The organism is Amycolatopsis sp. NPDC058986 (assembly GCF_042741125.1).
Lineage (GTDB): Bacteria > Actinomycetota > Actinomycetes > Mycobacteriales > Pseudonocardiaceae > Amycolatopsis.
In genome coordinates, this window is sequence record NZ_JBHYJW010000041.1 from 1 (window position 1) to 18,499 (window position 18,499).

Genomic DNA, 18,499 nt, shown 5'->3' on the forward strand with positions numbered 1-18,499 from the left:
GCACCCGCTACCGCGACTGACCCATCAGTCCGTGATGGCCTCCTTACCGGCACTCAACGCCGGTAAGGAGGCCTTCACGGCATTGGAGGGTTCGCGGGGCGGGCGGCGTGTACGGGCGATGCACCGTGGGGACGCCTTCAGTGCGTTGGCCGCACCGAGGGACGCCTTCGCTGCATTGAGCGCACCAAGGGCGTCCCTCGGCACAAGGCGTCCCCACTCCGGACCCGCACCCCGCCGCACCGCCCATCCCGCCGGTCGTCTGCCCCCGGTCATGCGCCCCAATGTGGCGTTCGCTGCGTCCAACGCACCCAATGCCACATTGGGGCGTTCGGGCCACCTCGGGAAGTGGAGCAAGGGACCTTTGCTATCGCTCCCGCGGCCTGGCGCCGGGCGGCCGGGCGATCGCGGCTACGTCAGCCGGATCTCCCTCGTCGCCGTCGCCTGCGCGACGGCCCCAGCGGTGACCGGCGGCACGCCCGCCGGTCACCGACATCGCCTACTTCGGCGCCTGGGACGCGTCCGCGTCGCTAGGGTGATCGGTGTGAGCGACCCCCAGATCACGTTGACCGTCCGGCACACCCCGTCCGCGTTGGACTCGCGCCGCGGTGTAGTCCGGCTGCACCCCGAGGTGCTCGACGCGCTGGGCCTGCGTGCCTGGGACGCGGTGCATCTCACCGGCGCGCGGGTGAGCGCGGCGCTCGCCGCGCCCGCCGATGACGGCGGCGTGCCGGGGGTGGTGCTCACCGACGACGTCACGATGTCGAACCTCGGCGTGTCCGAGGGCTCGGAGATCGTGGTGGCCCCGGCGGCGGTGTCCGCGGCGAGGACCGTGACGGTCGCGGGATCCCGGCTGGCCAGCGTGTCGGTCCCGCCGCACACGCTGCGGCTGGCGCTGATCGGCAAGGTGCTCACGGTCGGCGACGCGGTTTCGCTGCTCCCCCAGGACCTCGCGCCCCCGGCGGGATCGGACGTCTCCGCCGTCCGCGGGCAGCTGTCGCGGGCGATCGGCGGCACCTGGACCAACGAGCTGCTGACCGTCACCGCGACCGACCCGGCCGGGCCTGTCGCGGTTGGACCGTCCACAGTGGTCAGCTGGCGGGACGGCGCGCGCACCGGCGAACCCGCCACCTCGTCCTCCTCCCCGGCCCGTTCGGCGACCGCGATCGTGCGCAGCACGGCCGTGACCGCGGTCGAGGAGTACATCGAGGCGGAGATCGTCGAGGACGAGACGCTGCCCGAAGTCGTCGAGGCCGTGCCACCGGTCGCCGACCTGGTGGGCGTCGAATCTGCCACGCGCAAGCTCGCCGAATGGTTCGACCTGGCCTTCCATCGGCCGGAACTGCTGGCCAAACTGGGCACGACGGCACACCTCGGCGTCCTGCTGTCCGGGCCGGAAGGCGTCGGCAAGGCCACCATGGTGCGTTCGGTGGCACAGGCGGAGAACGTCGGCGTGGTCTCGCTCGCCGCGCCGAACATCGCCGTGCTGGAGCCGAATGCCGCCGCGGCACGGCTGCGCGAGGCGATCACCTCGGCCGCCTCGGCCGACGGCCCGGCCGTGCTGCTCATCACCGACATCGACGCATTGCTGCCCGCTTCGCAGCCGCCGCCGGTCGCGACCGTGGTGCTGGAGGAACTGCGCGGCGCGTTGCGGCGGGACGGGCTCGCCGTCATCGCGACCACCGCTCGCGCCGAATCGGCCGATCCGCGGCTGCGGGCGGCGGACCTGCTCGACCGCGAGCTGAGCCTGCCGCTGCCGGACGCGCGGACCCGCAAGGAGCTGCTGCTGGTGCTGCTGCGCGACGTCCCGCTGGAGTCCGGTGTGGACCTCGGCGCCATCGCGGAGCGCACACCGGGATTCGTCGCGGCCGACCTGATCGCACTGCGCCGGGACGCGGCACTGCGGGCGGCACTGCGTCAACGCGAGGAGAACGAACCCCGGATCTCCCAACAGGATCTGCTGGACGCGCTGACAACCGTCCGTCCGATTTCGATGTCCACTTCGGACAATCTCGCCACCGGCGGGCTGACGCTGGACGACGTCGGCGACATGACCGACGTCAAGCAGTCGCTCACCGAGGCCGTGCTGTGGCCGCTGCGCTACCCGGATTCCTTCGCGCGGCTCGGTGTCGAGCCGCCGCGCGGCGTGCTGCTGTACGGGCCGCCCGGTGGCGGCAAGACGTTCCTGGTGCGGGCGCTGGCCGGAACGGGCGCGCTCAACGTGTTCGCGGTCAAGGGTGCCGAACTGATGGACAAGTGGGTCGGTGAGTCGGAGCGGGCGGTACGGGAGCTGTTCCGTCGCGCCGCCGAGGCCGCGCCCGCGCTGATCTTCCTCGACGAGATCGACGCGCTCGCGCCGCGCCGCGGGCAGTCGTCGGACTCGGGCGTGTCGGACCGAGTCGTCGCCGCGCTGCTGACCGAACTGGACGGCGTCGAGCCGATGCGCGAGGTCGTCGTCCTCGGCGCCACGAACCGGCCCGAGCTGGTGGACCCGGCACTGCTGCGCCCAGGGCGTTTGGAGCGCCGCGTGTACGTCCCGCCGCCGGACGCCGAGGCCCGTGCCGCGATTCTCGGCGCCAGCGCGCGGAACACGCCACTGGCGTCCGATGTGGACCTCGCCGAGGTCGCGTCCACTCTGGACGGTTACTCGGCGGCGGACTGCGCCGCGCTGATCAGGGAGGCCGCGCTGACGGCGATGCGGGAGTCGCTGGAGGCCACCGAGGTCACCGCCGCCCACCTGGACACGGCCCGCAAGACCGTCCGGCCGTCGCTGGACCCGGTCCAGCTGGCCGAGCTGGAGGCCTACGCGAAGTCCCGCGAGTGACCGCGAAACTCACGCGCCCGGGTATGGGACTCGGGCGCGTGAGTATCAGCTCTTGCCGGACGGGTGGTAGTTGTTCGTCACTATCACGATGACACCGGCGGCGGACCGCTCGATGCCGGGGAAGCGGGGTTCGGCACGCATGCCGAACTCCTTCGCGAGCTGCCTGGCGGCGGCTTCCTCGTCGGTGCCGGGGCGGAAGTACGCGGTGGTCTCCGGGATGACGCCGTCCGGGTAGTTGCTGACGTCCGAGACGGTCCAGCCCGCCTTGCGGAAGTCCTCGGCGGCCCGCTCGGCGAGGCCCTTGATCAAGCTGTTGTTGTAGACGCGCAGGGTGACCCACTTGTTGGACGCCTGCTGGTCACCACCCGGCTGCCCCGGCTGCGGCTGACCGGGCTGACCCGGCTGGCCGGAGGTCGGCGCGCCGCTGCTCGGCGAGGCCGAGGAGGGCGGCGTCGGCGAAGAGGGCGGACCCGAGGACGACGGCGGTGAGGCGGGCGCCGAGGTCGATGGCACCGCGTCGCTCGGAGTGGACGGCGGCGGGGCCGGGCTCGACGCCGCGGTGTTGTTCGACTCACCACCGGTCAGCGCGGACACCCCGCCGATGACCGCGGCGATCACGGCGACACCGATCAGGGCGAGCCCCGCGGCCTTCAGCGGCCGGGAAAGTCCGGAAAACAAGCTCATGCGATCGCCTCGCTCCGCGAGACAGTGTCCAATCCCTTGTCACGCATGAGCATGATGCCCATGATTCGCTCGCAAGCATCGCTCATGGCAGCTCGAACCCCAGCCTCCGGGCGGCCCGGGTGCGCTGGCGGGCCGCGCGGGTCTTGCGCAACCGCTTGACCAGCATCGGGTCGGCCTGGATCGCCGCCTGCTTCTCGAGGAGCTGGTTCAGCACCTGGTAGTAGCGCGTGGTGGACAGCCCGAACCGTTCCCGGATGGCCTGCTCCTTCGCCCCCGCGTACCGCCACCACTGGCGTTCGAAGGCGAGGATGTCGATCTCGCGTTCGGTCAGGCCGTCCACGAGCTCCGGCGGGGACGGCTGTTCCGGCTCAGCCATCGACTCCGCGGCGTCCATCTGACTCCTCGCAATCACTGAGGTGCTAGGCAAATCACAGGGCTGTCGTTCCGCGGCGCCATTACACCACGGAAGCACCGGCCGTCGTGGGCATCCACGTCGGCGCGTCACGGTCTAGGGAAGGTCTACCAGAAGGGTCCGACTAAACTGCCGCCTCGTGACCGTCCATGCCATCCGAATCGCCGGTGACCCCGTGCTGCACAACCCGACTCGGGAGATCACCGAGTTCGACGAGAAGCTGCGCACGCTCACCGAAGACATGTTCGAGACGATGTACGCCGCCGAGGGGGTCGGCCTCGCGGCCAACCAGATCGGCCTCGACCTGCGCCTGTTCGTCTACGACTGCCATGACGACGAGGGCAACCAGTACAAGGGTGTCGTCGTCAACCCGAAGCTCGAGACGTCGGAGATCCCGGAGACCATGCCGGACCCCGACAACGACTGGGAGGGCTGCCTGTCCGCGCCCGGCGAGTCGTACCCGACCGGCCGCGCCTCGTGGGCGAAGGTCACCGGTTTCGACGTCGAGGGGAACCCGATCGAGGTCGAGGGCACCGGGTACTTCGCGCGTTGTTTGCAGCACGAGACCGATCACCTGGACGGCTACATCTACCTCGACCGCCTGGTCGGGCGGCACGCGCGCGCCGCGAAGAAGATGCTGAAGCACAACAAGTGGGGCGTCCCCGGCCTCTCCTGGCTCCCCCCGAAGGACCACTCCGAAGACTGACTCACCGGGGTCGAGCGCCCCAGTGAGGTTTTCTCGGTAGGTGCGGGGGTGCGGTTTTGCTGGTGGGCACCTCCCGGGGGCTTGGTGGTGCGGCGAAGGGGTCCTTCGCGGCGTTGAGCGCTGTGAAGGAGGCCTTCACGGCATGCGGTGGGCCCGGGGCGCGTGTCGCGAACGCTCCGTTCGGGACGCTCATCGTCGGCAACGGAGCGTTCGCGACATCAGGCGAACGGAGGCAAGTCCGAGGGACGCCCTGGGCGCATCAGCAGCCCAGGAAGTGGCAGCGGACGACGGTGGGTTGTTCGATGACGGAGCCGGCGCGGACGGCCTGGGCGAGGCGGATGTACTGCGCGTGTGTCCAGGCCAAGGGCGTCGCCGACGTCGTCGGGGTTCCGGCCGGGAAGCCGGTCTGCCCCGAAGGCGCGTTCTCGTCCCAGACCTGCTCCGGCATGGTGCCCGACGAACTGCTCACTCGCCCGAGGTCCCGTAGCCGCCGCGCCGCCGACGCCGGGTCGCCGTTCGCGAGGTCGTACTCGCCGCGCTCACCGGCGAGCAGCGGCCACAACCGGCCGTAGGTCGTCCGGCTCTCCGCCGGGAAGGTGTAGTCCCACGGCGAGCCGTCCGGCCTCTCGCCGTAGCCGTCCTTCGTGTAGCGGTGCCAGAACTGTCCGGTCGGCGTCGTGAACGCGATGTCGGCGTCGGTCACCTTGACGCTGTTGCGGATCACCGGATCGTCGGCGCGATAGATGCCGAGCCGGACGAGGTCGAGGAATCCCGCGTCGGTGACCGCGCGCTGGTCCGTGGTGACGCTCGAGTTGCCGAGGTTGTAGCGCGTGCCCGCGTTCGCGTTGCCGTCCTTGGTCAGCCGGACGAAGTACGGGTCCTTCGACAGCGGACCGTTCGCGGTCACCGTCCACCGCGCCAGGTTCGCCTTGAAGGCGTCGGCCGCCGCGAGGTACCGCTGCGCGTCGGCCGCGGCGCCATTGTGCTTCGCCAGATTCGCCGCGCAGACGAGGCCCGCGATGACCGCGGCGATGGTCGACGGCGAATAGCCGTCCTGCTCCTCCCACCGCTCCTGCTGCGAGTACGGCGAGGCGAGCCCATTGGATCCCTTGTAGGACAACAGGAATTCCGCCGCCATGCGGACACCCTGCCAGGTTTTCCCGTCCGTACGGCCGAGTTGCTGGGCGAGCACGATCGGGAACGCGGTCTCGTCGAGCTGGATCGAAGGCCAGTACGGCTTTCCGTCGACGTTGCTGTTCTGCGGCAGATGCCCGTCCGGCAGCTGCTGCGTACCGAACATGTAGTCCACCGAACGGTTCGCGGCATCGCGGTCGCCGGCGGCGAGCAGGCCGGTCGCGATCTGGTAGAGGTCGCGCGGCCACACGAGGTGGTAGGTGCCCGACGGCGACCACTCCGGATCGTTGTTGCCGAAGCGCCAAGGCATGCTGGGCGAAGCGATGAACGCGCCAGGGTGGTGTTTGTCCTCGCTCGCGGCCAGCGTGAGCACCGACGCCTGATAGAGGTCACGTTCGCTCCGCGTCCGCAGCGACGACGGCGTGTCCTCGACCCGGCGGAGGTAATCGCGCCAGCCCTGGTCATAGGCGCGGGCAGTGTCACGCCAGCCGCGCCGTTGCGACGCGCGGGCGTTGTCCAGCGCTACCGAAGCCTTGTCGCCCATCCCGAGGGAGAGCGTGACGTGCCGCGCGCGGACGCCGTTGGCCGCGGTCTGCCCGGTGAGCACGACATTGCCCTTCGCGGCGGTGGCGTACTCCGCCAAGCGGAACGTCTTCGCGAGCTGCGTGGCGCCGTCGGACACTCCCGCGTAGCCGACGCTCGTATGCGTGAACGCCGGAGCCGCCGTGAGCGCGGCCGCGTTGCTCGCGTCGTGCGCGGTCAGTTCCGCACCCGAAGCGGCGGCGGTGTCGTCGGCGCCGTTGTTGGTCAGGTCGGGATCGGCGACCGCGTAGAGCTGGTACGGCTGCCCGGTCAAGGACGTGAAGTCGACGTCGACCAGCACGGTCGGCCGTGCCGGATCGGTCACGTACGTCTTGCGCAGGGTCCAGCGGTGCTGGTCGTCGGTGATGGTCTGCTCGTAGGTCAGGCCGTCGAGACGCCGGACCCGCTGTGCACGCGCCGAAGAGTCGGTCACCGCGAAGCTCCGGCCGTCGGTGACGACGAACTCCAGCGAGCGAACGCTCGGCGTGGACAAATCGGGGTAGTACACCTCGGACATCCGGCCGCCCTGCAACGTGAACCACACGTCGCTCGCCTTGTCACGCGCGGTGCCGAAGCCGGTCTTGTTCGCCGGAAGCCAGCTCGGATGCGAGCCGGGCGCGCCCGGCGCCTCGCCGGACGCCGCCGCCACGGCCGGGACCAGGCTCGTGACCAGCAACGCGGCCAGCGCCGGAAGCAGGATTCTACGCATAAGTGACCCCCAGGTCAGGGTTCTGCACCGTTACAGAACACCTGGAGATTCTGGCCGTAAAGCCTCCCCCGCGCATGGCCCGATCCGGTGAACCGGCAACCTGCCTAGTCGAACTCCTTGGTGTCGAGCACCAGCCCGACGGGCTCGGGAATGGTGATCTTCCCGCCGAACGGCACACCATCCGTATGGCGGTAGTGCCCATCGACCGGCTTCGAGAACAGAGTGACCCACGGGCCCTCATCAGCGAACCGGTCGATCAGCAGGTAGAGCGGAATACCCGCGACCGCGTACGCACGCAGCTTCTCCACCCGATCCGTACGCGCGTTGTTCTTCGAGACGATCTCCACTGCCAGCTTGGCCTCTTCGGCCGGTACCGGTTCACTGTCCGCACCCGCGGACACGACCGCCCGCGGTACCACGACGAGATCAGGCTCGTAGATCCGGCACAAGCCCGGGACGGAGACGCCAAGGGTCTGCAGCACGGCCCATTCCCTCGGCACCGCCGTTTTCACCGCCGGATGCAGCACATCCGCGATGAGGTTGTGCCCCCTGCCGGGCGGCGGTGTCATGACTACGATTCCCCCCTCGATGATCTCGGCGCGCCATCCCTCCGGCACGTCGAGCTCCCGCCAGGTGCGCAATAACGCATCCCAGCCCTGTCCCACAGCAGCGGCGCTCATCGATTCCACCTCCCTCCGCTCTGTCCTGCCCAGGATACCGCCGGAAACCGACAAGATCGGCGTTCCGGCACGAACGGTCCGTTCGTGCTATCACAGCCCCCAGGGTTGAGTACTCGGGCTCGGCGTGGCATGGTCGGGGCACAACCTTGAAAAACCGCGGGAGCTCGCGCCATGGCGGGCTGAGAGGGCGGCTGGTGTCGATCCGGACACCCGGTGCCGCCGACCGCATGAACCTGACCGGGTAATGCCGGCGTAGGGAGTGAACGTCGTTGACGACGCTGGAGAACAACGCCGCCATCACGCCGACCGTGACCACGGGTCCGATCACCGGCTCGCGGAAGGTGTACCACCAGACGGAATCCGGGCTCCGGGTTCCCGCACGGCGGATCGATCTCTCGAACGGGGAACACTTCGACGTGTACGACACGTCGGGCCCGTACACCGATCCGGACGCGAACATCGACGTCCACAGTGGACTTCACCGGCTGCGGGCCGGCTGGGCCGACGGGCGTGAGCACAACACGCAACTCGGCTGGGCCAAGGCCGGGGTGATCACGCGCGAGATGGAGTACATCGCCGCGCGTGAGCGCTGCTCTCCCGAATTCGTGCGGGACGAGGTCGCGCGCGGCCGCGCGGTGATCCCGGTCAACCGCAGGCACCCGGAGAGCGAGCCGATGATCATCGGCAAGAACTTCCTGGTGAAGATCAACGCCAACATGGGAAACTCGGCCGTCTGGTCCTCTGTGGAGGAAGAGGTCGACAAGATGGTGTGGGCCACCCGCTGGGGCGCCGACACGATCATGGACCTGTCCACCGGGAAGCGCATCCACGAGACCCGCGAATGGATCCTGCGCAACTCGCCGGTCCCGGTCGGTACCGTGCCGATCTACCAGGCGCTGGAAAAGGTCAACGGCGAGCCGGAAAAGCTCTCGTGGGAGATCTACCGCGAGACGATCATCGAGCAGTGCGAGCAGGGCGTCGACTACATGACGGTGCACGCCGGCGTGCTGCTGCGCTACATCCCGCTGACCGCGCGCCGGGTCACCGGCATCGTGAGCCGCGGCGGGTCGATCATGGCCGCGTGGTGTCTCGCGCACCACCAGGAATCCTTCCTGTACACGCATTTCTCCGAGCTGTGCGAGATCCTGCGCGAGTACGACGTCACCTTCTCCCTCGGTGACGGCCTGCGCCCCGGTTCGATCGCCGACGCGAACGACCGCGCGCAGTTCGCCGAGCTGGAAACGCTGGGCGAGCTGACGCACATCGCGCGTGAGCACGACGTCCAGGTGATGATCGAAGGCCCCGGCCACGTGCCGATGCACAAGATCAAGGAGAACGTCGAGCTGGAGGAGAAGCTCACCGGCGAGGCGCCGTTCTACACGCTCGGCCCGCTCGCGACCGACATCGCGCCCGCCTACGACCACATCACCTCCGCGATCGGCGCGGCGCAGATCGGCTGGTACGGCACGGCGATGCTGTGCTACGTCACACCGAAGGAACACCTTGGCCTGCCCAACCGCGACGACGTCAAGACCGGCGTGATCACCTACAAGATCGCCGCGCACGCCGCGGATCTGGCCAAGGGGCACCAGTACGCGCAGGAGTGGGACGACGAGCTTTCCAAGGCCCGCTTCGAGTTCCGCTGGAACGACCAGTTCAACCTCTCGCTGGACCCGGACACCGCGCGCGCGTTCCACGACGAGACCCTGCCCGCGGAACCGGCGAAGACGGCGCACTTCTGCTCGATGTGCGGCCCGAAGTTCTGCTCGATGCGGATCACCCAGGACGTGCGCAAGTACGCCGAGGAGCACGGACTGTCCACTGTGGAGGCCATCGAGGCCGGAATGGCGGAGAAGTCCGCCGAGTTCGCCGACCACGGCGGCAAGGTCTACCTGCCCGTGGTCGGTCAGTGACGACCGCGCCGAGGACCGCTCTCACCATCGCCGGATCCGACTCCGGCGGTGGTGCGGGCATCCAGGCCGATCTGCGCACGTTCTTCGCGAACGGCGTGCACGGAATGGTCGCACTGACCGCCGTCACCGTGCAGAACTCCTTGGGCGTGCAGGGTTTCAGCGAGATCCCGGCCGATGTCGTCACCGCGCAGATCAAGGCGGTGGCCACGGACATGGGCGTGAACGCGGCCAAGACCGGGATGCTCGCGACCGCCGAGATCATCCAGGCGGTGGCGAAAACCCTCGACGAGGTCCACATCGGACGATCGGCGGACGTCCCGTTCGTCGTCGATCCGGTGGCCGCCTCGATGACCGGGCACGCCCTGCTGCGCGAGGAAGCGCTGGAGGCCATCCGGACCGAGTTGTTCCCGCGCGCCACGCTGATCACGCCGAATCTCGACGAGGTCCGGCTGCTCACCGGCGTCACGGTGTCCGACGCGGCGTCACAGCGGGCGGCGGCGGAAGCGTTGCTGGAGTTCGGTTCGACCTGGGTGCTCGTCAAGGGCGGGCACATGCACGACGCGGCGGACTGCGTCGACCTGCTCTCCGACGGCACGGAGTTCATCTCGCTGTCCGGACCGCGCTACGACACGGAAAACACGCACGGCGGTGGGGACACCCTCGCCTCGGCGATCACGTCGTCCCTGGCGAAAGGTGCGGACGTACCGACCGCGGTGGCCGAGGGCAAGCGGTTCATCGAGCGCTGCGTCGCCGAGTCGTATCCGCTGGGCGCCGGAGTCGGCCCCGTCTCCCCCTTCTGGCGCCTGGCTCCCTAATACCCGCCTGGGGGCGCTAACGGGTGGTGATGTGCGGGGCGTCGACGGCCCAGTACCAGGTGTTGCCCGCGGCGTAGAGACGCCAGGTGACCCGCATCGAGCGCGCACCGGCCGGGACCGCGACCGACGCGGATGTCGGCGCCGCCAGGATGTCGCCGCCCTTGTTCGCGGTGCCGGACTCCGGGCCGTAGGCGAGCACGGACTGCTCGGCGCCACCGTCGAAGGACACCGTCAGCGCGCCGCGCTGCGTGCCGTCCTGGCGGTAGTGCGACACGAAACCGATGTCCGCCCGCCCCTTGCCGGTCACGTCGATCACCGGGGAGACCAGCGAAGAATCGAACGTACCCTTCGACGACGGCGAGCCCTTGTCGTCCCACTCGTCGGGGTCGGCGACGGCGAAGACACCGCGGGCCCGCACGTTCGCCTCACGCTGCTGGCCTGGCGCCGTCCGGGTCCAGAAGTCGTCGGTCGTAAAGGCCCAGCCCTGCCATTCCGTTGTCCCCGAAGGCATTCCGGACGCGTTCCGCACGGTCCAGCCACCCGGGCCTTCGTGAGTCCAGCCCAGAACCCCGGACGGGACAACGGTTTCGTCCTGACGCGGCTTCAGCACCGCGCTGTCGAACGCATCCGGCGGCACCGCGCCCAGCGGGTAGCCGTCGTATCCCACGGGCGCGGCGATCCCCAGATGACGCAGCACGGTCGGCGCGATGTCGACGATCTTCGGCTGCACGGCAGGAGTTCCCGGCGGGACAGCCCCGCCCGCGGCGATCACGAACGTCATGCGTTCCTCCGGGCTGTCGCCGCCGTGGCCGCCCGCCGCGGTGTGACCGTGGTCGGTGCTGATCATGACGAGCCAGTCCTCGTTCGCCCGTCCGGCCCGTGCGTCGATCGCCGCGAGCAGGCGGCCGATCAGCGCGTCGTCGGTGCGCAGCGAGGCGGAGTATTCGGGCGAGTCGGCACCGTGCGCGTGGCCTGCTTCGTCCGTCTGTCCGAAGTAGACGAATGAGGCGTCGGCCTTGTCCTGCTTGAGATGTTTCTCGGCGTCGACGGCCACCTGCTCGTCGGTCTTGACATACCCGGCGGTGTCGCCGTCGAGCACGAACTTGCGGTCCTGCCCGGTACGCAGGATCTGGTCGCCGATCGGCTTCCAGTCCACCGCCGCATACGTGTCGAGTGCCGGGTTCGCGGTTTCGGCCCGCGCCAGCCAGCTCGGATTGGCGGCCAGGTTGTTGCCACTGAAGGAGTTGTCCTTGACCTTGTGCTTGTCCGGCCACACTCCGGTGAGGATCGTGGACCAGCCCGGACCGCTCGAAGTCTGCGCCATCCCGCTGCCGTAAAGCGCGCTTCGTGAGGCGTAGCCGCGCTGCACGAGCGCGTGGACATTGGGGGTGTCGGCGGCGAGAAGCTTGTCGAACCGAGCCCCGTCGAGGCCGATCACCAGGGCTTTCGGCGTTTTGGCCACCTGGGCCACGGCGACCCCGGAAGTCAGCCCGGCGACCGCCACCACGGCCGCGGCCAGGCAGAGCGTTCTGCGCATGAACCCTCCAGATAACTTGTTCGAACCAATTATCGAGAGGGTAAGGGCCTCACCTGTCCACTGTGTGAACGCGCCGTGAAGGCCTCCTTCACAGGGCTGAGCGCTGTGAAGGAGGCCTTCACGGACCACCAATGCTCAGCCGCGCGGGAGGACTTGCGGGAGCACGGTGGTCAGGCCGGTCCAGTCGGCGGTGACCACGGACGCGTGCTGCTTCGCCAGTTCCGCCACGCGCCGGTTCGCCTGGTCGACGGTCGGGGCGTGCCCGTCGATCGCGGGCTCGACGTTCTGCGCGTCGGTCATCACGAGGTAGTAGTGGTTGGCGTCGTACCAGGCGGGCCCGGTCTGCGTGACCCACGCCTTCGCGTCGCCGTCGAAGACGACGAACCACGGCCGCAGCCCGGTGTCCGAGTATTTCGTACGCGGGTCACCCGGCGCAGCGCCGTGCACGGCCGGGAAGATGTTCGCCTCGCCGATTCGGCCGGCCCCGGCGAGCGAACGCAGGTAGCGCGCGTACTCGACGTCGGCCTTGAGCGTGTCGGTCGGATTCCCCTCCTCGACGGTGCCCGGGATGATCTCGGTGATCACCTTGCCCCGCAAGGCATCCAGCGAAGGCCAGTTGTCCGCCCGAGACGCTTCGTCCAAAGTGGAGTAACGGCCGAGCAGGTCCGCCGGGCGGAACACCGCCGGGCCGAGGTGGGCACGGAAGGTGGCGTCGAGCTCGTCGGGGCCGAGGCCGTGGTTGTCCGAGAACCCGGTCTTCATCTCCAGTTTGAGGGTGATCGGCGAGTGCCCCGGATGCGCGGCGAGCCAGAGCCGGATGTCGTCGAGGCAGTACTCCAGGTTCTTGTTCCGCCCACCGGAGTACAGCTGGTCGGCCGAGGACGCCGCGACGCAGTTGTTGTCGTTCCCCAGCGGGTTCGAGTGACTGACCTTCCACTCGTGCGTGACGATGTCCGGCCAGACGTCCAGTTCGATCAGGGACGTCCCGGCGTCCAGCGAGCGCGCGAGGTAGTCGTACGCGCCAGTCTCGTAGGTGTTGTGTACGCCGACGGTCGTCACGTGGGAGACCTTCGGGCTGTCCGCGTCCGCCGTCGCCCCGGCGAGGGCCCCGGCCATTACGAGAGCCACCGCGAGGACTGCTGAGGAGACCTTCATCCACACTCCTTCGACCGAATGTGCAATAGCTTTCACTTTCAGCCGCCGTGATGGACTACTGGTGAAGGATGATTGACCAAATGGCTCAGACCGGAAGTCGGGAAGAAACATGAGCGAGAACCCGAGCCCGCCCTCGGCGCTGACGATCGCGGGCTCCGACTCGGGCGGCGCCGCCGGCCTGCAGGCGGACCTGCGGACGTTCCTCACCTGCGGAGTGCACGGCCTGGTCGCCGTCACCGCGGTGACCGTGCAGAACACGCTCGGCGTGCACGACCGGGCCGATCTGCCGCCGCACATCGTCGCCGGGCAGATCGAGGCCGTCGCTGCCGACATGGGTGTCGGCGCGGCGAAGACCGGGATGCTCGCCTCGGCCGAGATCATCCACGCCGTCGCGGCGGCGTGTGACAGGGCCGACATCGGGCGCGACCGCAAGGTCCCGTTCGTCGTCGACCCGGTGGCCGCGTCCATGCACGGCCACCCGCTGTTCGACGACGCCGGGCTGATCGCGCTGCGCGACGAACTGCTGCCGCGCGCCACCGTGCTCACGCCGAACCTCGACGAGGTCCGCCTGCTCACCGGCATGACCGTGACCGATCGCGAGCAGATGCACCAGGCCGCGATCGTGCTGCACCGGCTCGGGCCGAAGTACGTGCTGGTGAAGAGCGGGCATCTGGTGTCCGACCCGGAATGCGTCGACGTGCTGTTCGACGGCTCGACGTTCGTCGAACTCCCGGGCAGGCGCTACGCGACCCCGCACACCCACGGCGCCGGGGACACCATGGCGTCCGCGCTCACGGCCGGGCTGGCGCGCGGGATGTCCGTTGTGGAGGCGGCGCGGTACGGCAAGTGGTTCGTGTCCAACGCCGTCGAGCACGCCTACCCGATGGGCGCGAAGGTCGGTCCCGTCTCGGCCTTCTGGCGGCTGGCTCCCGAGGAGCACTGAAGGGGACTTTCCTCGCATGGCATGCGAGGAAAGTCCCCTTCAGCTCATTCGTCGGCGATGAGAGCCTCCAGGACGGGCAGAGCGGCGGCGAGCGCCTCGCGATGCTCGTCCGACAGGCGATCGAGTCTCCGGTTCAGCTCCTGCACCCGCGTCGACCGGACGCCGGAGACCAGCCGCTCACCCTCCTCTGTGGCCTTCGCCAGCCACGCCCGCCGGTCCACCGGGTCCGACTCGCGGCTGACGTAGCCGGACTCGACGAGCGAAGCCACGATCCGGGACATGGTCGCGGCGGCGACGCCCTCCTTGGCCGCCAGGTCCCCGAGGCGCATCTGGCCGAGGTGCACCAGCGTGGCGAGCGCCGAGATGGCGCCGTGCCCGGGACCGGGCACTCCCGCCTGCCGTAAAGACCGGGACAGCCTGCCCACGGCGAGGTACAACCTGCCCGAGACGTCCTGGACCGATGTGGTGGTCACCGCTGGCTCCTTCTGCCCGCTGGAAAAGTGCCGTCAACCTTACGGCGCCCGGGACTCTTTCCGCGTGAAGGTACCGAGGATTCACCGAGGTGGACTCGAAGCATGCGCCCAAAAGCGCTGCGGGACACGTCCAGCTCCCCGAGCGAGCCGGCCCGCGAGCACCGCCGAACGCATGGCGGAGGCCATTTTTTCCGGATCCGCCGCGCGTGTCACGGCGGTGGAGAGCAGAACCGCGTCACAACCGAGTTCCATCGCGAGTGTCGCGTCCGAAGCGGTACCGATTCCGGCGTCGAGGATGACCGGAACCGACGCTCGGGACACGATCAGCTCGATATTGTGCGGATTCCGGATTCCCAGGCCGGTTCCGATCGGCGCGCCCAGCGGCATGACGGCGGCGCAGCCCGCCTCTTCCAAGCGCAGCGCGAGCACCGGATCGTCGTTCGTGTACACCAGAACGGTGAATCCGTCGGCGGCGAGTTGTTCGGCGGCGTCGAGAGTTTCCAGCGGATCGGGCAATAACGTCCGATCATCCGCATGGACTTCAAGCTTGATCAGATCGGTATCCAACGCCTCGCGCGCCAATCGTGCGGTGAGGACCGCTTCGGCCGCTGTACGACAACCCGCGGTGTTGGGCAGCAATGCGATTCCGAGCCTGCGCAGCAATTCGAGGACTCCGGAGCCGCCCTCGGCGTCGGCGCGTCGCATCGCGACCGTCGTCAGTTCGGTTCCCGACGCGACGAGCGCACGCTCCAGCACGGCCAGGTTCGCCGCGCCGCCGGTGCCGATGATCAGCCGGGAGGACAGTTTGTACTCGCCGATGACCAGCTGGTCGCCGTCGTTGACGGTGTCGGTCATTTTCTCAACCTCCTTGGACCGCGGTCAGCACGTCGACGCTGGCACCCTTGGGCACCACGGCGTCCGGCCAGTCGCCCCGGCGGACGACCTCGCCGTTCAGCGCCACCGCCACCCCCTGCCGGGCGGTGCCCAGCGCGTCGAGGACCTGGGCCACGGTCGCCCCGTCGGGGAATTCACGCCAGTGGCCGTTGACCTGGATCTCCATCACACTCGTTCCCTTTCCCGCAGTCGCGCGGGCGAGGCCGCGACGACCTCGTCCGGCGGCGCCTCACCGGCCAGCCAGGCGACCACGGCGTCCGCGGTCACCGGGGCCATCAGCAGGCCGTTGCGGTGATGCCCGGTCGCGGCGAAGACGCCGTCGCCGAGTTCACCCACGAACGGCAGCGCGTCGACACTTCCGGCCCGCAGCCCGGCCGCGGTCTCGACCAGCTCGTACTCGGCGATCGCCGGGAACACGCGCTCGGCGCCTTCCAACAGCTCGCGTACGCCGCGCGCGGTCACGCTCTCGTCGAATCCGGCCTCGTACTGGGTCGCGCCGAGCACGAGTTCGCCGTCCGCACGGGGCACGAGGTAGATCGGGCGGCCCTCGACCAGTGCGCGGACGGTGTTGACCGGCGGCGGCAGGCAGCCGCGACGGGGCCGCAGCCGCAGGATCTCGCCCTTGAGCGGGCGGACGGCGTCGGCCAGCAGCGGATGCAGCCGTCCCGTCCACGCGCCCGCGGCGAGCACCACGGCGTCCGCGCGGACGTCGTCGAGCGTGTCCACCCGGTCGCTGTGGAACACCACCCCGCGCCGACGGCAGGCGTGTTCGAGTGCCAGCAGCAGCTTTCGGTTGTCCACGGCCAGGTCGCCGGGCACCAGGAGTCCACTTCGGACGGACCCGATGCCGGGTTCGGCACGGCGGGCCGCGCGGCCGGTGAGGAGTTCGGCGTCGCGGCCGAGGGACCGCAGGAACCCGGCCAGGATGTCCAGCTGCCCGGCGTCGGCGCTGTCCAGCGCGACGACGAGCGTGCCGTGCCCGGCAAGGCCGGGATCGACGCCCTCGGCGGCCAGCTCGCCGGCGAAGCCCGGCCATCGGCGCAGCGACGCCTCGCCAAGGCGGAGGACGTCCTCCTCGCCCGGCCAGGCCTCGGTGACCGGAGCCAGCATGCCACCCGCCACCCAGGACGCGCCGCGCCCGGGATCGGGGTCGTACAGGGTGACCCGGTGCCCCTCGACGGCGGCACGCCAAGCCGTGGCGAGGCCGATCACGCCGCCGCCGATGATGGTCAATGCATTCATGCGATCACGCTCCCTGCGCCGGCATGACCCGGATCAGGTTCCACGGTCGGAGCGGTGACGGCTCCCTCTCAGCCCGTGCCTCGGGCTCCCGTGCGGACCACCCCACCGTAGCGCGCGGGTAACGTCCCCGCCATGCCCCACCTCACTGGCGACAAGATCCGTGCCCGCCTCGCCGAGGCCCGGCTGTACCTGTGTACCGACGCGCGCACGGCGCGTGGCGATCTCGCCGAGTTCGTGGACGCCGCGCTCGCCGGCGGTGTCGACATCGTCCAGCTGCGCGACAAGACGGGGGGCGCACCGCTCGAGGCCAAACAGGAGATCAGTGCTCTCGAAATCCTCGCGGACGCCTGCTCTCGACACGGAGCACTGCTCTCGGTCAACGACCGGGCCGACGTCGCTCTCGCCGTCGGCGCCGACGTCCTGCACCTCGGCCAGGACGACATCCCGGTGTCACTGGCCCGCCGGATCCTCGGCGACGACGTCGTGATCGGCCGGTCGACGCATTCGCCGGAGCAGGCCGCCGCGGCGGCCGAGGAGCCCGGCGTGGACTACTTCTGCACCGGACCGTGCTGGCCGACGCCGACGAAGCCGGGCCGGGACGCCCCCGGCCTCGGCCTGATCCGCTCCACCGCCGCCTCCGGCACCTCCAGGCCGTGGTTCGCGATCGGCGGCATCGACCTCGACCGGCTGCCCGAGGTGCTCGACGCGGGTGCCTCCCGCATCGTCGTCGTCCGGGCGATCACCGAGGCCGAGGACCCGGCCGCCGCCGCACGGGCACTGCGCTCCGCACTCGAACCCAGCGCGGGCTGAAGGGGACTTTCCTCTCCCCGGCCCCACGTACGGGGACTTCCCGCCCATGCCCCGCGAGGAAAGTCCCCTTCAGCAACCGTGTCCACAAAGGACGGTCACTGCGCGCCGGGCGGCGGCTTCTGTTCCTGCGAAGGCTGCTGCTGCGCCGGCGTCGGTGTCGGCGTGGGCTGCTGCTTCGACGTCGACGGCGGGGCCGACGTGGTCGGCGGCGCGCTGCTCGTGGACGGCGGCGGCGAGGACGGCGTGGTGCTCGGCGGCAGGCTCGGCGTCGACGTGGGCGGCGCCTGCCTCGACTCGCTCGGCGGCGGTGCCTGATCGCCGGTGGCAGGGACGTCCTTGTGGTCGTCCCGGCTCTGCCCGGTACCCCCGCCGAAGATGCCGCTTATCCCGTGCTCGCCGCCGATCGTCTTCCCCGTGGTCTTCTCGAAACCGAACAACAGCAGGATCGCCGCCACGAACGCGACGACGCTCGTGCCGATGATCAACGGCCAGCGCAGCTTCCGGAGCTTGCCGGGCGCGTCCTCGGGCGGGCCGTCCAGCTCCGGCCTCGGCAACTTGACCGTCGGCTGGTTCGCCAGGTCGATCTGGGTAACCGGGCCCCCGTCGCGCCCGACGGGTTTGATCTTGCCCGACGTCGCCAGCACCTCGCGTGCCTTCCGCGCGGCCCTGGTCGTGCCGTGCAGCGAACGCAGGTAGATCTCGCTGCCGACCGTCGTCACCACACTCGCCAGCGCGGCGCCGAGCACCGTTCCCGCCACACCGAGCGTGGACCCCAGCAACGCCGCCGTCACCGCGGCCAGTGCCGCGGCGAGAATCTGCGGCACGCGCAGACCCGTCTTCTCTTCCTTTTTCTCCGCGGTTTGTTCGTTCTCCTTGCTCATGATCCCGATCTGTCCGACGTCTTCTACGACTCCCAACGAATAAGGCGTCCGGAGCTATCCATCCGTTGGCGCGGCGTGAGGAACACCACGTTTGAAGTCCACAGTGGA

17 protein-coding genes and 2 riboswitches are annotated in these 18,499 nt (G+C 69.7%); of the genes, 6 read left to right on the forward strand and 11 right to left on the reverse strand.

Annotated elements, in window-relative coordinates; all coding sequences use genetic code 11:
• Nucleotides 1-541: 541 nt before the first annotated feature.
• Nucleotides 542-2,821 carry an AAA family ATPase gene (locus ACFW0G_RS30160; protein ID WP_378328815.1) on the forward strand — a complete coding sequence of 760 codons (2,280 nt, stop codon included), beginning with the start codon at nt 542-544 and terminating at the stop codon, nt 2,819-2,821.
• A gap of 45 nt (nt 2,822-2,866) precedes the next feature.
• Here the strand turns inward: ACFW0G_RS30160 and ACFW0G_RS30165 are convergent, their stop codons facing one another.
• Entirely contained in the window at nt 2,867-3,505 is a 639-nt protein-coding gene (locus ACFW0G_RS30165; protein ID WP_378328816.1) for a LytR C-terminal domain-containing protein, read from the reverse strand.
• Nucleotides 3,506-3,587: 82 nt separating this feature from the next.
• Nucleotides 3,588-3,899 (reverse strand): DUF3263 domain-containing protein, encoded by a 312-nt coding sequence (locus tag ACFW0G_RS30170; RefSeq protein ID WP_378328817.1) that lies wholly within the window; start codon nt 3,897-3,899, stop codon nt 3,588-3,590.
• A 157-nt stretch (nt 3,900-4,056) separates the two neighbouring features.
• On the opposite strand from ACFW0G_RS30170, the gene ACFW0G_RS30175 reads away from it, so the two are divergent.
• Nucleotides 4,057-4,623: a peptide deformylase gene (locus ACFW0G_RS30175; protein ID WP_378328818.1), complete on the forward strand. Its 567-nt coding sequence runs from the start codon at nt 4,057-4,059 to the stop codon at nt 4,621-4,623.
• Nucleotides 4,624-4,882: 259 nt separating this feature from the next.
• Here ACFW0G_RS30175 and ACFW0G_RS30180 read toward each other — a convergent pair whose 3' ends face one another.
• On the reverse strand, nt 4,883-7,048 hold the full coding sequence (locus ACFW0G_RS30180; protein ID WP_378328819.1) for a glycoside hydrolase family 15 protein: 2,166 nt from the start codon (nt 7,046-7,048) through the stop codon (nt 4,883-4,885).
• Nucleotides 7,049-7,152: 104 nt separating this feature from the next.
• Nucleotides 7,153-7,728, reverse strand: a complete 576-nt coding sequence (locus ACFW0G_RS30185) for a Uma2 family endonuclease (protein ID WP_378328820.1) — start codon at nt 7,726-7,728, stop codon at nt 7,153-7,155.
• Between the two features lie 146 nt (nt 7,729-7,874).
• Nucleotides 7,875-8,004, forward strand: a riboswitch (TPP riboswitch).
• Between ACFW0G_RS30185 and thiC the strand changes: the two genes are divergently transcribed.
• A complete protein-coding gene (gene thiC, locus ACFW0G_RS30190) occupies nt 7,998-9,641 on the forward strand; it encodes a phosphomethylpyrimidine synthase ThiC (protein WP_378328821.1) in 1,644 nt (547 codons plus the stop codon). It overlaps the preceding riboswitch by 7 nt.
• The gene (gene thiD / locus ACFW0G_RS30195; RefSeq protein ID WP_378328822.1) at nt 9,638-10,456 is read left to right on the forward strand and encodes a bifunctional hydroxymethylpyrimidine kinase/phosphomethylpyrimidine kinase; all 819 of its coding nucleotides are present in this window, start codon (nt 9,638-9,640) and stop codon (nt 10,454-10,456) included. Before thiC ends, thiD (ACFW0G_RS30195) begins: the two co-directional genes overlap by 4 nt.
• Before the next feature lie 16 nt (nt 10,457-10,472).
• Here thiD (ACFW0G_RS30195) and ACFW0G_RS30200 read toward each other — a convergent pair whose 3' ends face one another.
• Nucleotides 10,473-11,993, reverse strand: a complete 1,521-nt coding sequence (locus ACFW0G_RS30200) for an alkaline phosphatase family protein (protein ID WP_378328823.1) — start codon at nt 11,991-11,993, stop codon at nt 10,473-10,475.
• 135 nt (nt 11,994-12,128) lie between these two features.
• On the reverse strand, nt 12,129-13,148 hold the full coding sequence (locus ACFW0G_RS30205) for a phosphatidylinositol-specific phospholipase C domain-containing protein (RefSeq protein WP_378328824.1): 1,020 nt from the start codon (nt 13,146-13,148) through the stop codon (nt 12,129-12,131).
• A gap of 109 nt (nt 13,149-13,257) precedes the next feature.
• On the opposite strand from ACFW0G_RS30205, the gene thiD (ACFW0G_RS30210) reads away from it, so the two are divergent.
• On the forward strand, nt 13,258-14,091 hold the full coding sequence (gene thiD / locus ACFW0G_RS30210; RefSeq protein ID WP_378328825.1) for a bifunctional hydroxymethylpyrimidine kinase/phosphomethylpyrimidine kinase: 834 nt from the start codon (nt 13,258-13,260) through the stop codon (nt 14,089-14,091).
• A 44-nt stretch (nt 14,092-14,135) separates the two neighbouring features.
• Here the strand turns inward: thiD (ACFW0G_RS30210) and ACFW0G_RS30215 are convergent, their stop codons facing one another.
• The 4 genes from ACFW0G_RS30215 to thiO form a co-directional block, all read right to left on the reverse strand.
• Nucleotides 14,136-14,564, reverse strand: a complete 429-nt coding sequence (locus tag ACFW0G_RS30215) for a MarR family winged helix-turn-helix transcriptional regulator (RefSeq protein WP_378328826.1) — start codon at nt 14,562-14,564, stop codon at nt 14,136-14,138.
• An 81-nt stretch (nt 14,565-14,645) separates the two neighbouring features.
• Entirely contained in the window at nt 14,646-15,419 is a 774-nt protein-coding gene (locus ACFW0G_RS30220; RefSeq protein ID WP_378328827.1) for a thiazole synthase, read from the reverse strand.
• 4 nt (nt 15,420-15,423) lie between these two features.
• Nucleotides 15,424-15,624 carry a sulfur carrier protein ThiS gene (gene thiS / locus ACFW0G_RS30225; RefSeq protein WP_378328894.1) on the reverse strand — a complete coding sequence of 67 codons (201 nt, stop codon included), beginning with the start codon at nt 15,622-15,624 and terminating at the stop codon, nt 15,424-15,426.
• On the reverse strand, nt 15,624-16,700 hold the full coding sequence (thiO, locus tag ACFW0G_RS30230) for a glycine oxidase ThiO (protein ID WP_378328828.1): 1,077 nt from the start codon (nt 16,698-16,700) through the stop codon (nt 15,624-15,626). Before thiO ends, thiS begins: the two co-directional genes overlap by 1 nt.
• Nucleotides 16,694-16,802: riboswitch (TPP riboswitch) on the reverse strand. It overlaps the preceding gene by 7 nt.
• Nucleotides 16,803-16,832: 30 nt before the next feature.
• Between thiO and thiE the strand changes: the two genes are divergently transcribed.
• Nucleotides 16,833-17,510: a thiamine phosphate synthase gene (thiE, locus tag ACFW0G_RS30235; RefSeq protein ID WP_378328829.1), complete on the forward strand. Its 678-nt coding sequence runs from the start codon at nt 16,833-16,835 to the stop codon at nt 17,508-17,510.
• Nucleotides 17,511-17,605: 95 nt separating this feature from the next.
• Here the strand turns inward: thiE and ACFW0G_RS30240 are convergent, their stop codons facing one another.
• A complete protein-coding gene (locus ACFW0G_RS30240) occupies nt 17,606-18,391 on the reverse strand; it encodes a hypothetical protein (protein WP_378328830.1) in 786 nt (261 codons plus the stop codon).
• Between the last annotated feature and the right edge of the window lie 108 nt (nt 18,392-18,499).

Bases quoted from the DNA above. Each gene is read 5' to 3' on its own strand.
- ACFW0G_RS30165 (WP_378328816.1), bottom strand. From the start codon at position 3,505: ATGAGCTTGTTTTCCGGACTTTCCCGGCCGCTGAAGGCCGCGGGGCTC.
- ACFW0G_RS30170 (WP_378328817.1), bottom strand. From the start codon at position 3,899: ATGGACGCCGCGGAGTCGATGGCTGAGCCGGAACAGCCGTCCCCGCCG.
- ACFW0G_RS30180 (WP_378328819.1), bottom strand. From the start codon at position 7,048: ATGCGTAGAATCCTGCTTCCGGCGCTGGCCGCGTTGCTGGTCACGAGC.
- ACFW0G_RS30185 (WP_378328820.1), bottom strand. From the start codon at position 7,728: ATGAGCGCCGCTGCTGTGGGACAGGGCTGGGATGCGTTATTGCGCACC.
- ACFW0G_RS30200 (WP_378328823.1), bottom strand. From the start codon at position 11,993: ATGCGCAGAACGCTCTGCCTGGCCGCGGCCGTGGTGGCGGTCGCCGGG.
- ACFW0G_RS30205 (WP_378328824.1), bottom strand. From the start codon at position 13,148: ATGAAGGTCTCCTCAGCAGTCCTCGCGGTGGCTCTCGTAATGGCCGGG.
- thiD (WP_378328825.1), top strand. From the start codon at position 13,258: ATGAGCGAGAACCCGAGCCCGCCCTCGGCGCTGACGATCGCGGGCTCC.
- ACFW0G_RS30220 (WP_378328827.1), bottom strand. From the start codon at position 15,419: ATGACCGACACCGTCAACGACGGCGACCAGCTGGTCATCGGCGAGTAC.
- thiS (WP_378328894.1), bottom strand. From the start codon at position 15,624: ATGGAGATCCAGGTCAACGGCCACTGGCGTGAATTCCCCGACGGGGCG.
- thiO (WP_378328828.1), bottom strand. From the start codon at position 16,700: ATGAATGCATTGACCATCATCGGCGGCGGCGTGATCGGCCTCGCCACG.
- thiE (WP_378328829.1), top strand. From the start codon at position 16,833: ATGCCCCACCTCACTGGCGACAAGATCCGTGCCCGCCTCGCCGAGGCC.
- ACFW0G_RS30240 (WP_378328830.1), bottom strand. From the start codon at position 18,391: ATGAGCAAGGAGAACGAACAAACCGCGGAGAAAAAGGAAGAGAAGACG.